Genomic DNA, 13917 nt, shown 5'->3' on the forward strand with positions numbered 1-13917 from the left:
TACCTTATACACGAAAGAGTCTTGAATAAAATTTCAAGACTCTTCTTGTTAATGACTTTTACCTACAACTATAATCATTTTTATATTGATTATTATAAATCTGATAAACTGCCAGATTACACACGTACGCATTTTTCTAGCAAATGCCCCCGGTATCATTGTTAATGTAAACTGATCATTCTTTTGAAAATTTACCTCTTCTTCAACATGTTTTACTTCGCTCATAATATCTCCTCTTTTTTATTCTGGAATTAATGTCCAACCTGGATTTAGTTTTGCTTTATAGATAAACAGATAGTGTAAAATATGTTTAATCCAGTGCCCAGCAAGACCTATTTCACCAAATGTATAGTCTGTATCACGCCCTGTTCCCGGATATTTTTCAAAATCAGGAACAACAGGATAGACTGTCATAGCAGCCGCAGTTCCGTCAAACAAACCTTTTCCGGCACTTGCAACACAGGCAGCACCCATTTCAGCCATTGACGCTTCATGCAGGTGGGCATTTTCGCCTTTTGTAATCATATCACAAACAGAGTGTGCAACCGCTTTTCCGATAATACCAGAAGGCATACCCGTTCTTGGAGGCGTCGGATTAATCGGTGTTCCGTTTGGTGATTTCATCGGTTTAGAGATAAGATGTGGCGGAGCAAAAGCAATACCTGCAGCAAACATATTTTTATAAGTAGGATTTTGGTATGTTCTTGGCCAGTCACTTGCTTTCCACTCTTCGTATGGCTTTGGCGTATAGTCCGCATCCACTTTCATGAAGCCGTTTGGAGCAAATACCGTATCAGTAATATCTTCACCGGCTTTGTTGTAGGCTTTTAAACCAACACCCGCAAAAGGAGGAATAAGCATTGCAAAATCAAACTCTTCTTCACCAGTTGAACCGTCAAGCAGTTCATACTCAACTTTTCCGGCTTCTACTTTACTTGTATGTGCACCGATAAGCCAGTCAACATTTCTTTCGGCAAAAAGGGATTCTGCAAACAGTTTGGAAGAAACAACATAGCCGCCAACTTTCATATGCAGTCCGCCCATACCGAAGTCACCTAAAAAAGATTCATTGGAAATCCATTTCATATCCGCCATGTCACGCACACCGGCTTTTCTTAATTCATGCTCAATATTGAAAATATACTCAAATGCAGCCCCCTGACATGTACACATTCCGTGTCCTGTTCCTATTAGGAATTTTTGACGGGTACCGCCTTTCATTTTTTCAATGGCTTCATTTAATTTTTCTGAAGCATGGACTGCATGGTCAGCTGTACAGACAGAAACAGTATGCTCACCCAATTGACTACCTTCGCCTAAACCCGGAGTAGCTCCGAAATTCAGCTTTGGTCCTGTCGCATTGACAATATAATCATACTCTATATTTTCAGTCTGTCCTGCTTTGTCAGCACTTGTATACTCAATAGTCACAAAAGGTTTATCACTTGACTGCGAACCTTCCGGATTTAAAGAGAGCGCTTTTGCCTGACGATAATCAATACCGGCTTTTGCATAAACAGGCGCTAAATCAAATGTCACATCCTCTTTTTTCATTTGGCCGACACCCACCCAGATGTTTGACGGAATCCAGTTCCACTTGGCATTTGGAGTGACAACAACAACTTCATGATCTGAGCCTAACCATTTTGCAGCGAATGTAGCTGTTGTATGACCAGCAACACCACCACCTAATACAACTAATCTTGCCATATAATTTTCCTCTATAATTTAAGTTCTTGGTAACTTTATCAAAATAATATCACAATGTTATCACATGATTTTCTTTCTTTTTTAGATAAATTTTAAAAGCAAAAGACACAACAGCCTGAAAATGCCTAAAACAGGGCATTTGTAAAAACAGTAACTCCATAAATTAAGTTTATTTTAATATTTTATCAATAATTTCAAAACTGTTTTTTGAAAGCCCCTGTGTAGAAATTACACGCGAGAGTTCTTTTTTTATCAGTTCTTGATTATGTTTGTTCATTTTATCACAGACTTTAAAAGCACCGCAGAGCCCTGAAGCTATTTGCGGATTGATTTTATCTATTTCTATGATTTTGTCAGCCAGGAATTTATACCCGCTTCCGTCTTTGGCATGAAAATGTTTATGGTTTCGCGCGAAAGAACCGACTAAAGAGCGGACAAGATTAGGTACTTTTTCATCATATACTTTATCTCTTTGTAATTTTTCAACACGTTCGAGCACATCATAACGGCTCGAAGATGCCAAAATTGCAAAATATTTGTTCATGACGAGTGTTTCATCTTTATATCTGTTATAAAAATCCTGCAGTGCAACTTCAGCATACGATACATGTAAGTTTTCCAAAACATCCAAAGCAACAATACGGTCAGTCATCGTAAGTGATTCTTCATACTGCTTTTGTGCCAACTCTGCGACCTCACTATTTTTCAAAATAGAGAGAATTTTCAATGCTCTGTTTTTTATAGCTCGTTTTGCAATATGTTTTGCTTCTAAACTTCCTGATGCAGGCAGATGATTTTGTTTATAAATATCTAACAACTTCTCTTTGTATTTTTGCGCTATATGCAACAACAGTTGATCCTGTGCATCATATATCACGTCAAAATCTATCTCTTTTTGCAGTTGCATAATTGCCGAAACAGACGGCAGTTCCAAAAGCAGTGCTTTGTAAGACAAGTCGACATCCAAATCAAGCAAATGTCCATAGGCATCTACAAAATCATTATTGATTGCATTCGACTCTATAATTTCATTGATTGTCCGGAGTGCAAAATTCTGTGTTGCCTCATACTGCGTAAAACTGTTTGTATCATACTTCATTAAAAAGGCATAGTTGTTTTCTTCCTGTTCTACAATTATCGGTGCAGAAAAATCCCTGTTTATCGAAAGTACCGGTTTTTCTTTTAAATTATCAAATACAAAAGTTTCACTTTCTTTCGATATTATCAAAGTTTCTGCCAAAATCTCATTGCCATCTCTGTCTAAAAGCCCCATCTTTAAAGGGTAATAATAAGGCTTTTGTTTTTTTCCATCAACATCATCTGGAACTTTTTGTGTTAATACTATGCTATATGTCCCGTTTTCAAACGACTCCTTTACATGTAAACGCGGTGTACCGCTTTGTTTGTACCATCTTTTAAAAAGTGCCAAATCAAAATCACCGCATTGATACATCGCCCATAAAAAGTCATCAGTGGTAACCGCCTGTCCGTCAAAGGTTTCAAAATACAAATCCATTGCCTGTCTGTAGTTTTTCTCACCCAAAAGTGTATAAACCATGCGTATCACTTCTGCACCCTTTTCATAGACCGTAGCTGTATAAAAATTGTTCATAGATATATAAGACTCCGGCTGAATAGGATGGCGTGTCGGGGAAGCATCTTCGACAAACTGTCTTTCTCTGAGTGCTTTTACATCTTCAATGCGTTGCACCTGTACTGAATTCATATCTGCTGAAAAGCACTGGTCGCGAAAAACTGTCAGTCCTTCTTTGAGTGTGAGTTGAAACCAGTCTCTACATGTAATGCGGTTTCCTGTCCAGTTGTGAAAGTACTCATGCGCTATCACAGACTCTATTCCCATAAAATTGGCATCAGTGGCTGTATCGGTATCTGCCAATACATAGGCGGAGTTAAAAATATTGAGTCCTTTGTTCTCCATTGCACCCATGTTAAAACTGTCAACCGCTACAATATTGTATATATCCAAATCATAGGCACGCCCGTATTTCTCTTCATCCCATTTCATAGAGGCTTTAAGCGAGTGCATGGCATGATGACACTTCTGCTCATTTCCCAAATCGCAGTAAATATTCAATGCGACTTTATTGCCTTGTATTGTTGTAAATTCATCACTTATACTGCCAAGATGCCCTGCCACAAGCGCAAAAAGATACGAAGGTTTTGGATGCGGATCCTGCCAGGTTACCCCATGGCGTTCATTGAAATTATCATGACATTTAATTTTATTGCCGTTACTGAGTAAAACAGGATACTTCTTTTTGTCTGCAAAAATCGTCGTTGTAAACAGACTCATGATATCCGGACGGTCAAGGAAAGGTGTAATACTTCTAAATCCCTCAGGCTCATTCTGGGTACAAAAAATATCGCCTGATTTATACAGCCCTTCAAGTTCTGTATTGTCTTGCGGATATATTTTGTTTTTTATTTTTAGCTCAAACGCATCAGGAACATTGAGAACAGTCAGGTGTTCCTCTTCGATAATATAACGGCTCTCCTGCAACTTTAAGGCGTTTAAAGAAAGCTCTAAAAGTTCCAGATTCACAGCATCAAGAGTTAAATCATTCACACTTGCATCTATTTTTTTTATCTGCATAGTATTTGTCACAAGTGTCTCTTTTTCAAATAATTCAAACAACAAATCAACACTTTCAATTGCATAGGCGGGCTTTTTATAATCTTTTAGATATTTTGCTTTTACTTCTGTATTCATTATTACTCTTTCATTTTTAATACTGATATTTTACTTAAATTTTCCATGAAAATTCATTAATTTTAAAGTATAAGAAAGTTTTATACAATATAATTCCACATGTTCAATTCAAAATTAATAAATTTCAAAAACTTACTTGTTTTTATCCTCATATACACACTCTTTTTCTTTCTTTACGGATTATATTCTTACAGTACGGCCGAAAAAGCCTTGCATGCAAATATTAAACAAGAACTGCTCCATGGTGCAAACAGTGTCCCTTTGATTCTTAAAAGTACCTACCATGATGATAATTTGCTTGCAAAGAAACCTTCGTATGCACAAGATTTTGAAAATATTAAAAATCTTACTCAGTTTATCCGTAATACCCATCTTGCATATGTATACTCCTTCGTCCGGGATAAAAACAATATCATCAGATTTTCAAGTTCAAGTGCCAAAGAAAAAGATTTGGAACAAAACAGCAGTGACATCTACTCTTTTGATACATATACAGACCCACAACTGCAAGAGCTTTTTAACACTGCAAACTTCAACCAACCTCTTTTTAATCATTCAAAAGACAAATGGGGAGACTTTTACAGTGTCTACATCCTTAAACAGACAAAAAACGGTAAAAAATATGTTGTCGGTGCCGATTACAATATTGAGGACATCATCACACTCAAACATATACTTTTAAGTAAAATTCTGTATTTGATTGTCCCTGTATTTTTTATCATTCTGTTTTATATGTTTTTCAACTTCATCGTTGTCAAACGTTTAAACAGTATTGTGACACAAAAAACAGACGAAATTGAAAAGGCTTACAATGTTGATGCACTTACGCAGCTTGAAAATGCCAAAAAACTTGTTTATGACTTAGCTAAAAAACACAATGACATTCCCTTTTTTATTGCCATTTTGGATATTGAACATTTTGGTATGCTGAATGATATTTACGGTTATGCCTACGGAAATGAATATCTGAAATATGTTGCAAAACTGCTGCAAAAAAATATCTCTTTGGACCTGAAACTGTATAAACTCCATGCAGACTTGTTTTGCATAGTCAACACACAGACAATGCCGGTAAAAACATTTATGCAAAAAACAGAAGATATACTCTCTGCTTTGCATCACCAAAAATTTACCTGTGAGGGATATAAAACTACACTCAGTATGAAAGCCGGCATAGGAGAAGTTGTTGAAAGTTCCAATCCATTTATTCATGCCGAAATAGCCTTGAAGTTTGCAAAAAAACACAATATGCTCTTAGCCCTGTATCATGAAAATATGAATCACAACAAAAAAAACAAACGTATTTTGGATGATATAGATTATGCCCTGCAATATAACAAGGTCTACAGCTATCTGCAACCCATATATGATGTCAAACAGCACAAAATCATCAAATATGAGACACTTATGCGCCTAGAGAGACAAAACGGAGAGATTGTTGCTCCATGGTATTTTTTGGATGTAGCCAAAAAGACACCTCTTTATCATAAACTCTCTCTGCAAATGTTTACACAGGTTATTCAAATAGCCAAAAAGAACCCTTCTTTAAGCTTTTCTTTTAATATTTCCGCTTTGGATATTCAAAATTCAGAATTCTGCGAAGCCATTTTTACGCAGGCGGTCCAAGAAAATATTGCCCGGCAGTTAACCTTGGAAATTTTAGAAAGTGAGGAGTTTGACAATTTTGATGCACTCTGTAAATTTATACAAAAAGCAAAAGATGCCCGGATCACAATTGCCATGGATGATTTTGGAAGCGGATATTCCAATCTTTCAAATGTCATTAAACTGAATCTCAATTATCTTAAAATTGACGGTTCCATAGTCAAATATATTGCATCAGACATACATTATGAAAAACTCTTTAAAAATATTATCAATTTGGCAAAAGAGCTTGACCTTATAACCATTGCTGAGTATATAGAAGACGAGACGATACAAAACAAGGCTATAGAACTTGGGATTGATATGCTCCAGGGCTATCATATAGGAAAGCCTCTGCCCGATATTTTAGACTAGTCTCTCTTGGTTGTCTTACGCTTTTTCGGATTTCGTTTCGTCTGTATGCCTGTGGTATTTTTACTGTAGTGACGAATTCTTTTACTTTCAGGCTTTTTATGCTCTGCTTTGAGTTTGACTTCATCCACATCTTTTCTTCGTATCGTCGGGTCCGGTTCAAAACCTTCTACCACTTCTTGAGGAATTTTTTGTCCTATAAGCTTTTCTATATCTTTTATGTCATATTTTTCATAAATATCAATGAGAGAAATTGCCTCACCTTCACGTCCTGCACGCCCCGTACGACCGACTCTGTGAACATAATCTTCAGGAATTGAAGGCAGTTCGTAGTTAATGACATAAGGCAACTCTTCTATGTCCAAACCACGTGAAGCAATGTCGGTTGCCACCAATACTCTTGTTTTACCCTCTTTAAACTGCTTGAGTGTTTTTAAGCGGTTTGCTTTTGTTCTGTCTCCGTGAAGAATCCCACATTTTAGTCCGTCTTTTTGCAGTTCCTCAAAAAGTCTGTCGGCACTTGCTTTTGTTCTTGTAAAAACCAAAACCTGAGGAAAGTTTCTTGAACCGATGAGATACGCCAAAAGCTCGGCTTTTCTTGCAGTATCCACAAGATAGGCCACCTGATTGATTGTATCTACCGTTGTATTTTTCTTCGCTGTTTCTATAAATGCCGGTTTGGTCAAAATCAGTTTGGAGAGCCTGCGTACCTTGTCACTGAATGTTGCCGAAAAAAGAAGTGTCTGATGTCTCTTTGGCATAAGCGGATGAATTTTTCGAATATCTTTGGTAAAACCCATATCTAACATTCTGTCCGCTTCATCAAGCACAAAGATTTCCACATCTTTGAGGCTCAGACCGTTTTCTATATGTTCCAAAAGACGTCCGGGCGTTGCAATAACAATCTCCGTTCCCTTTTTCAAGGCTTCACGCTGCTTTTGCAAATCTTTGCCGCCAACCAGAATCGTTGTCCGAATCTCCATATATTTTGATAAAGCCGTAATATCATCATGTATCTGTATACTCAACTCCCGTGTAGGAGAAAGTATAACAGCACGGACTCCTTTGCCCTGTACAGGTTTTCTCAGTTTTTGCAGTATCGGCAAAACAAAAGCGGCTGTCTTGCCCGTTCCCGTCTGTGCTGTTGCAAAAACATCTTTTTTTGCCAGTACCAAGGGGATAGCCCTTGTTTGCACCAGAGTAGGCTCTGTATAGCCCAAATCCTTTATAGCATCCAGTAACGGCTTAAAAACTCCCAGCTTTTCAAATGACATTTTCTTCCCTCAATTAATATATCTAATTTTAGCATATTTTCTTCCCTTTGTATCACATTTTGTTTATAAATCAGATAATAAAATTTAATAGCTGTTTCAGCAATACTTGTGATAATTTTGTGATATAATTACCAAAAAATTAAAAGTTAGCGAATGATTCAAGCCTATAAACATTATTTACATATACTGCTTAACACTGAACAGGTCAGTGAAGATGAACTCAAAGAAGCATCTATTATTATAGTACCGATGATTATAGGGCCCATAAGCCTTGTCTGGGCTCTTATTTATATCGCTTTTGAACAGTATATTCCGGCACTCATCCCTCTTTTTTACTCTTGTGTCTCATTTATAAACCTTTGGTGTTACAGGCGAAATAAAAATTTGTTAATCATTCAGAAAGTCCAAATGTTACTGGTCCTTATTTTACCATTTCTGCTCATGTGGACCTTAGGAGGCTTCGCACAGGGAAGCTATGTCATGATTTGGGCATTTTTTGCCCCTATTGCCTCGCTTATTCATGAAAAAGAGCAAAAGTCTCAGTACTGGCTCTATTCATTTGTAGCCCTGGTGGTGTTGTCAGTAGTCATAGATCCTCTCCTGATTACACATTACAATCACACCATACCGCCGCTTGCACAGGAAGTTTTTTTCTTTTTGAATGTTACTGCCGCTTTGTGCGGTATATATCTTTTACTCAAATATTTTATTCGCAAAACAGATATCAACACAAAAGAAAAACTCAAAGAAAAACACAATGAACTCATGGAATATACCCAGGATGAGTTAACCAAAATGTTTTACACAGACTCTCTGACAGGTTTGCCAAACAGACGGGCCCTGATAGAAGCAAAAAAGGAGATACACAATTTCTCGCTTCTTTTGATAAACATAGATACTTTCAGTCAGATCAATGATCTTTATGGTGAAAAATTCGGAGACAAGGTTCTTATAAAATTTTCTGAATTTTTGCAGGAAAATCTTAAAAAGAATCCGGAATGCAAACTGTTCAGACTCAGCGGAGACGAGTTTGTTTTACTCTCCAAAGAGAAAAACCGCGACACACTCAAAAATAATCTCACAAAACTTATAGAGGAGATACACAAACATCCTCTTACAATTGAAGACCATGATATCTATTTAAACATAACCGTCGGCATCTCTTTTGAAGAAACAGAACTTCTCCTGCCAACTGCAAATATGGCACTCAAACTTGCAAAAAAAGAGTCAAAAAATATCGTTTTTTACAGTGATGAAGCCTCACTCAACGAAGAATATGAAAATAATCTAAAATGGATTCAGGAGATAAAAGATGCCATCCTTGAGAACAGAATTGTTATGTTTTTTCAACCTATTATGGATAACAAAACGCATACAGTTACCAAATACGAATCACTGATACGGCTTGTAGACAAGAAAGGCAATATTATTACACCATGGCACTTTTTGGAAATTGCAAAAAAAGCCAAACTTTATAAAAAACTGACAAAAATTGTGATCAGAAAGAGTTTTGAAGCTTTTAAAGACAATACCTATGATTTTTCCATTAATTTAACCATTGAAGACATTCTGGATCACAATATGAATGAATATATTTTTCAAATGCTACAAAACTATGGCATAGGGAAGAGAGTTATTTTTGAAATTGTCGAGAGTGAAAGTATAAAAAACTTTGACACCGTTGAACGCTTTATAAAGAAAGTGAAATCCTACGGATGCCGTATTGCCATAGATGATTTTGGCACAGGGTACTCAAACTTTGAATACCTTATGAAACTGCAGGCAGATTTCATCAAAATAGACGGCAGTATTATCAAATCCATTCTAAACAACAAAAGTTCAGAAGTTTTGACCTCCGTCATTATTTCCTTTGCCAAAGAGATGAATATAAAAACAATAGCAGAATATGTTGAAACGAAAGAGATACATGAAAAACTCATAAAAATGGGTGTAAACAAATCACAGGGTTATTATATAGACAAACCGAGTGCAGACCTGCACTAAAACATTTTTCACTGCTGTTTATAAGTTCTCTCCTGCTATAATCGTGGTCAAATATAATTTATATAAAACAAGTACAGAGATGATAAGAAAAACTTTAAAAAAAACCTCCAAACATAAAAAACTCAGAGATTTAATAAAAAAATATAAAATACCCCCAGAGTATCTTGCAACAAACCGTAAAATGATTTCACGCGGTGTACTTATAGGTCTCTTTATAGCATTTATTCCTATGCCTATGCAGATGGCAGCCGTTTTGCTTTTTGTGCCCTTTATAAAATTCAATGTACCTGTAGCTCTTGCCATGTGTTGGCTGAGCAATCCTTTGACAATGCCTCCAATGTACTATATGGAGTACCTGACCGGTTCATTTTTGCTTGGCATACAACCGGAACCTGTACAAATGACACTTGAATGGTTTTCAAACAACTTAGACAATATTTTCATACCTCTTTATTTTGGTACTACGATCTATTCTGTTTTTGGTTCCATTGCAGGGTACTTCTTAGTAAACTTTCTTTGGAAACAATCTGTTGAAAAGGAAAAAAAGAAACATTATTCAGACAGGTAAACTGCTTTGTTTTTGCTTCACCTTTTAGTCTTTAAAGACGCATAGTCCAGACTGAAGTCTGGATTCCAAAAGAGATATTAAGGCTTAAACCTTTTGACTCTTTTTATAACTCCACGCCATTAGGCCAATGCCTACAATCAAAAAGGGAATACTAAGCAGCTGCCCGGTTGTCAAATCAATTCCTAATGAATAATCAGCTTGGCGAACTTTGACAAATTCAATTAAAAATCTTGCACTGAAAACCAACACAAGAAAAAGCCCAAACAAAAAGCCCTTTTGCAGCTTCTTATAGTTTCCTTTATAAATCAATGTCAATACAAAAAAGATAAAAAGGTACGACAAAGCCTCATAGAGTTGCACAGGATGTCTTGGAATCATATCCACCCTGCTAAAGACAACAGCCCAGGGCAGGTCACTCGGTTTGCCTATAATTTCGGAATTTATAAAATTTCCCATGCGGACAAAAAAACCAAAAAGTGCCGTGGGGATTACAAGCCGGTCAATCAGCCATAAAAAGTCTGTTTTATACTTTTTACATCCGTAATACAGAACAATCAAAACACCCAGTCCACCACCGTGAGAGGCCAATCCGCCTTCCCATACGGCAAAAATCTTCATAGGATGTGCCAGATAATAATCCGGATCATAAAACAGGACATGACCAAGTCTTGCTCCTATAACTATTCCGACGACCGCATACAAAAAAAGCGGTTCAATCGTGCTTTCATCTTTGTTTTCCAAACGATAGACCCATTTCATAAACTCCAGACCCGAAAGTATCGCTGCAGCAAACAACAGCCCGTACCAATGTACCTGCAAGGGTCCAAATGAAATTAAAATAGGGTCAGCGTTCCAGACAAAATGATTCATACTACTCTTTTAACGCCTCTGCTATAAGTTCAATCGGATTTTTAAAAACCGTCTCAACCCCAGCATTGTGCATAGAATTGTTTATCTGCATACGACAGGCACTGCACTCTGCACTGACAATCTCCGCCTTTGTTTCTTTAATCATGGCCGCTTTTGGCACACCTGCAGCTTTTGCAAAATGATACTTTTCTGTCTGCATGGTCACACCGCCAAATCCGCAGCATAAATTCGGATCACTCATTTCCACTATTTTATAGTTTTGGCGAATCAGATTTCTCGGTTCTTCGTGAATGCCCTGCATCTTTTTCGCATGACAGGGGTCATGGTAGGTTACTATCGGACTTGCTTTTTTCTTGGATGCCAGAAGATGTTCCAAATGGGTATGGTGCTGCAGCCACTCCGTAGCCATAAAAACCTTCTCCATAACCGCTTTGGCACGGGCTTTCCATTCCGGCTGGTCATGAAAATAGTGTTCATAATCTATTTTGAGCATTGCACTGCATGTAGCCTCAGGAACGATAATAGCCTCAACATCTTTGGCAAAACTCTCAAAGTATTCTATGTTAAACTTTGCATTTGCATCAACTGTATCAAAATCTCCCGTAAAATACGCAGGCGCAGAACAGCATTTTTGACTTTTTGCCAAAAATGCATCAATTTCAAGCACTTCTAAAATTTCTAAAAGAGAATCTCCTATGTTTTTGTAATTGTAATTTGCCAAACAGCCTATAAAAACAGCTACTTTTCGCTTTCCGCCGTTGTTTATATTTTCAGGATGAGAATTTAAAAAAGATGTTTTTGTCAAACTCGGCATCAATCTGTCAGATTTTATAATCGGCAGATTGAAGCGTGATGTCATAGAATTAATATCATCTTTGATTTTAAATCCGCAGGTCTGAAAGGTATACCCAAGCTTAAATGCAATGTCATTGAGCCATCTGTGACGCAGAAGCAAAAAGAAGGCTTTTTTGTACCATGCTATACCGAATTTTTGTGCAATGTCACTGCGCACCTGCTCTATTATCATATCTGTCGGCAGTGACTTGGGGCACACTTCAACACAGGCCGTACATAAAAAACAGCTCTCAAATATATCTTTTGCCGTCTTGTCAAGCTCCAGATTTCCGCGTTTGTACGCTCCCAAAAGGTCTATAAATCCACGTGGAGAAGTCACCTCATCCGCATTGACATTATGAATGGTACACACAGGAATACACTTCCCGCATTTGACACAATCATCAGCGATCTCATTAAAATTAAAAATATCTTCTGGTTTTTTACTCATACTTACACCGTCTTTGAAAATGTTTTGTCACTGCCGGCATGACGCTTCATATAGGCATCAAAAGGCATGGCAATATTTCGAATGAGCAGGGTGCCTGTTGGGGAACACTCTATATACTCATTATTCATTGTTATTAATTCTTCTTCCATAAAAGGTTTTAAATCCAAAAGTGCATCTTCAAAATACTTTTTAAATTCCAACCCAAACATAGCTTCAAATCTTTTAATATCAAGCTTGAAATTACTCATGAGTTCCATAATGACATGCTGGCGAATCATATCATCTTCACTCAAAGCCACTCCCCGTTCAAACGGCAGTTTGCCCGCATCAATTGCTGCTTCATACGAAGGCATATCTTTAAAATTCTGAGCATAGTAATCAACCCCTTCTCCGATGGAAGTTAGTCCTACTCCGATCAAGTCTGCTCCGCCTTTGGTGGTATAGCCTTGAAAGTTTCTATGCAACTCACCCTTGTCTATGGCTTTAAAAAGTTCATCTTCTGGTTTCGCAAAATGATCCATACCTATCATTTTATACCCGTTGTTTGTTAAAAAGTCAATTGTGTACTGCATAATCTGCAGTTTTTCATCAGGACGCGGCAGTGTTGTTTCATCTATCTTGCGCATTGTCTTTTTCAGCCATGGCACATGTGCATAGTTAAATACCGCAAACCTGTCAGGATTTAACGTCAATGCCAACGAAAGCGTCTCTTTGAATGTATCAAGTGTTTGAAAAGGCAGCCCGTAAATCAAGTCAACATTGACTGAGTCCATATTGTATTTGCGTGCCAGATCCATTGCATCTTTTGTGATATTGTACGGCTGGACGCGATGCACAGCAACTTGCACTTTTTCATTGAAATCCTGAATACCAAAACTTACACGGTTAAATCCGTGTTCACTCATCACACGCATTTGCTCTTCATTGATATGGCGCGGGTCTATTTCACAGGAAATCTCTGCATCTGCGACAAAATTCGGAAAATAGGACTTGATTTCAGTTATGATTTCATCTAGTTGTGCAGCAGAAAAAAAAGTAGGCGTACCTCCGCCAAAATGCATTTGAATCACGTCTCGCTTACAATCCAAATGCTCTGAGAGAATTTTCAGTTCACGCTTGAGATACTCCATATACCGAATCATTTTATCTTCTTTTGAGGTAAAAACAACATTACACCCACAAAAATAACAGGCATTTTTACAAAACGGTAAATGAAAATAAAGGCTCAAAGGACGAGAAGAGTCCTGTGTTTGCAGTTTTTTTATATATTCGTCATAACCAAAGGCATCATTAAATTCCAACGCTGTAGGATACGAGGTATATCTTGGTCCCGGCTTGGAGTATTTTGTAAATTTTGCGAAGTCTAATTCCATCTGTTGCTTCCCTCTGTCAATAATTCATTGGATTATCTCCAAAAAGTGTTGAAGAACTCATAAAAGCATGTGAGTTTCGAATGAAA

10 protein-coding genes are annotated in these 13917 nt (G+C 37.3%); 3 read left to right on the forward strand and 7 right to left on the reverse strand.

Annotated elements, in window-relative coordinates:
• Nucleotides 1–48: 48 nt before the first annotated feature.
• From ETP70_RS12425 to pepN, 3 genes are all read right to left on the reverse strand, one after another.
• Nucleotides 49–225, reverse strand: a complete 177-nt coding sequence (locus ETP70_RS12425) for a hypothetical protein (protein ID WP_188109968.1) — start codon at nt 223–225, stop codon at nt 49–51.
• Nucleotides 226–240: 15 nt separating this feature from the next.
• The gene (locus ETP70_RS08270) at nt 241–1710 is read right to left on the reverse strand and encodes an NAD(P)/FAD-dependent oxidoreductase (protein WP_151900745.1); all 1470 of its coding nucleotides are present in this window, start codon (nt 1708–1710) and stop codon (nt 241–243) included.
• 169 nt (nt 1711–1879) lie between these two features.
• The gene (gene pepN, locus ETP70_RS08275) at nt 1880–4441 is read right to left on the reverse strand and encodes an aminopeptidase N (protein WP_151900746.1); all 2562 of its coding nucleotides are present in this window, start codon (nt 4439–4441) and stop codon (nt 1880–1882) included.
• A gap of 210 nt (nt 4442–4651) precedes the next feature.
• On the opposite strand from pepN, the gene ETP70_RS08280 reads away from it, so the two are divergent.
• Nucleotides 4652–6460: an EAL domain-containing protein gene (locus tag ETP70_RS08280; RefSeq protein ID WP_188109969.1), complete on the forward strand. Its 1809-nt coding sequence runs from the start codon at nt 4652–4654 to the stop codon at nt 6458–6460.
• Here ETP70_RS08280 and ETP70_RS08285 read toward each other — a convergent pair.
• Nucleotides 6457–7731, reverse strand: a complete 1275-nt coding sequence (locus ETP70_RS08285) for a DEAD/DEAH box helicase (protein ID WP_151900748.1) — start codon at nt 7729–7731, stop codon at nt 6457–6459. The genes ETP70_RS08280 and ETP70_RS08285 overlap by 4 nt on opposite strands.
• Before the next feature lie 153 nt (nt 7732–7884).
• Here ETP70_RS08285 and ETP70_RS08290 point away from each other — a divergent pair, with 153 nt between their 5' ends.
• Nucleotides 7885–9735 (forward strand): GGDEF domain-containing phosphodiesterase, encoded by a 1851-nt coding sequence (locus ETP70_RS08290; protein ID WP_151900749.1) that lies wholly within the window; start codon nt 7885–7887, stop codon nt 9733–9735.
• Nucleotides 9736–9814: 79 nt separating this feature from the next.
• Nucleotides 9815–10303: a DUF2062 domain-containing protein gene (locus tag ETP70_RS08295; protein WP_151900750.1), complete on the forward strand. Its 489-nt coding sequence runs from the start codon at nt 9815–9817 to the stop codon at nt 10301–10303.
• Between the two features lie 84 nt (nt 10304–10387).
• Here the strand turns inward: ETP70_RS08295 and lgt are convergent, their stop codons facing one another.
• Genes lgt through hemN form a run of 3 tightly spaced genes read right to left on the reverse strand, consistent with a single transcriptional unit; the run spans nt 10388 to nt 13831 of the window.
• Complete coding sequence (gene lgt, locus ETP70_RS08300; RefSeq protein WP_151900751.1) at nt 10388–11173, reverse strand: prolipoprotein diacylglyceryl transferase; 786 nt, start codon at nt 11171–11173, stop codon at nt 10388–10390.
• A 1-nt stretch (nt 11174) separates the two neighbouring features.
• The gene (locus ETP70_RS08305; protein ID WP_151900752.1) at nt 11175–12458 is read right to left on the reverse strand and encodes a (Fe-S)-binding protein; all 1284 of its coding nucleotides are present in this window, start codon (nt 12456–12458) and stop codon (nt 11175–11177) included.
• Nucleotides 12459–12460: 2 nt separating this feature from the next.
• Entirely contained in the window at nt 12461–13831 is a 1371-nt protein-coding gene (gene hemN, locus ETP70_RS08310) for an oxygen-independent coproporphyrinogen III oxidase (RefSeq protein ID WP_151900753.1), read from the reverse strand.
• Nucleotides 13832–13917 lie beyond the last annotated feature (86 nt).

This window comes from Sulfurimonas hydrogeniphila, assembly GCF_009068765.1.
GTDB lineage: Bacteria > Campylobacterota > Campylobacteria > Campylobacterales > Sulfurimonadaceae > Sulfurimonas > Sulfurimonas hydrogeniphila.

Coding starts and splice junctions, on each gene's coding strand:
- ETP70_RS12425 (WP_188109968.1), bottom strand. CDS start 225: ATGAGCGAAGTAAAACATGTTGAAGAAGAGGTAAATTTTCAAAAGAAT.
- ETP70_RS08270 (WP_151900745.1), bottom strand. CDS start 1,710: ATGGCAAGATTAGTTGTATTAGGTGGTGGTGTTGCTGGTCATACAACA.
- pepN (WP_151900746.1), bottom strand. CDS start 4,441: ATGAATACAGAAGTAAAAGCAAAATATCTAAAAGATTATAAAAAGCCC.
- ETP70_RS08285 (WP_151900748.1), bottom strand. CDS start 7,731: ATGTCATTTGAAAAGCTGGGAGTTTTTAAGCCGTTACTGGATGCTATA.
- ETP70_RS08290 (WP_151900749.1), top strand. CDS start 7,885: ATGATTCAAGCCTATAAACATTATTTACATATACTGCTTAACACTGAA.
- ETP70_RS08295 (WP_151900750.1), top strand. CDS start 9,815: ATGATAAGAAAAACTTTAAAAAAAACCTCCAAACATAAAAAACTCAGA.
- lgt (WP_151900751.1), bottom strand. CDS start 11,173: ATGAATCATTTTGTCTGGAACGCTGACCCTATTTTAATTTCATTTGGA.
- ETP70_RS08305 (WP_151900752.1), bottom strand. CDS start 12,458: ATGAGTAAAAAACCAGAAGATATTTTTAATTTTAATGAGATCGCTGAT.
- hemN (WP_151900753.1), bottom strand. CDS start 13,831: ATGGAATTAGACTTCGCAAAATTTACAAAATACTCCAAGCCGGGACCA.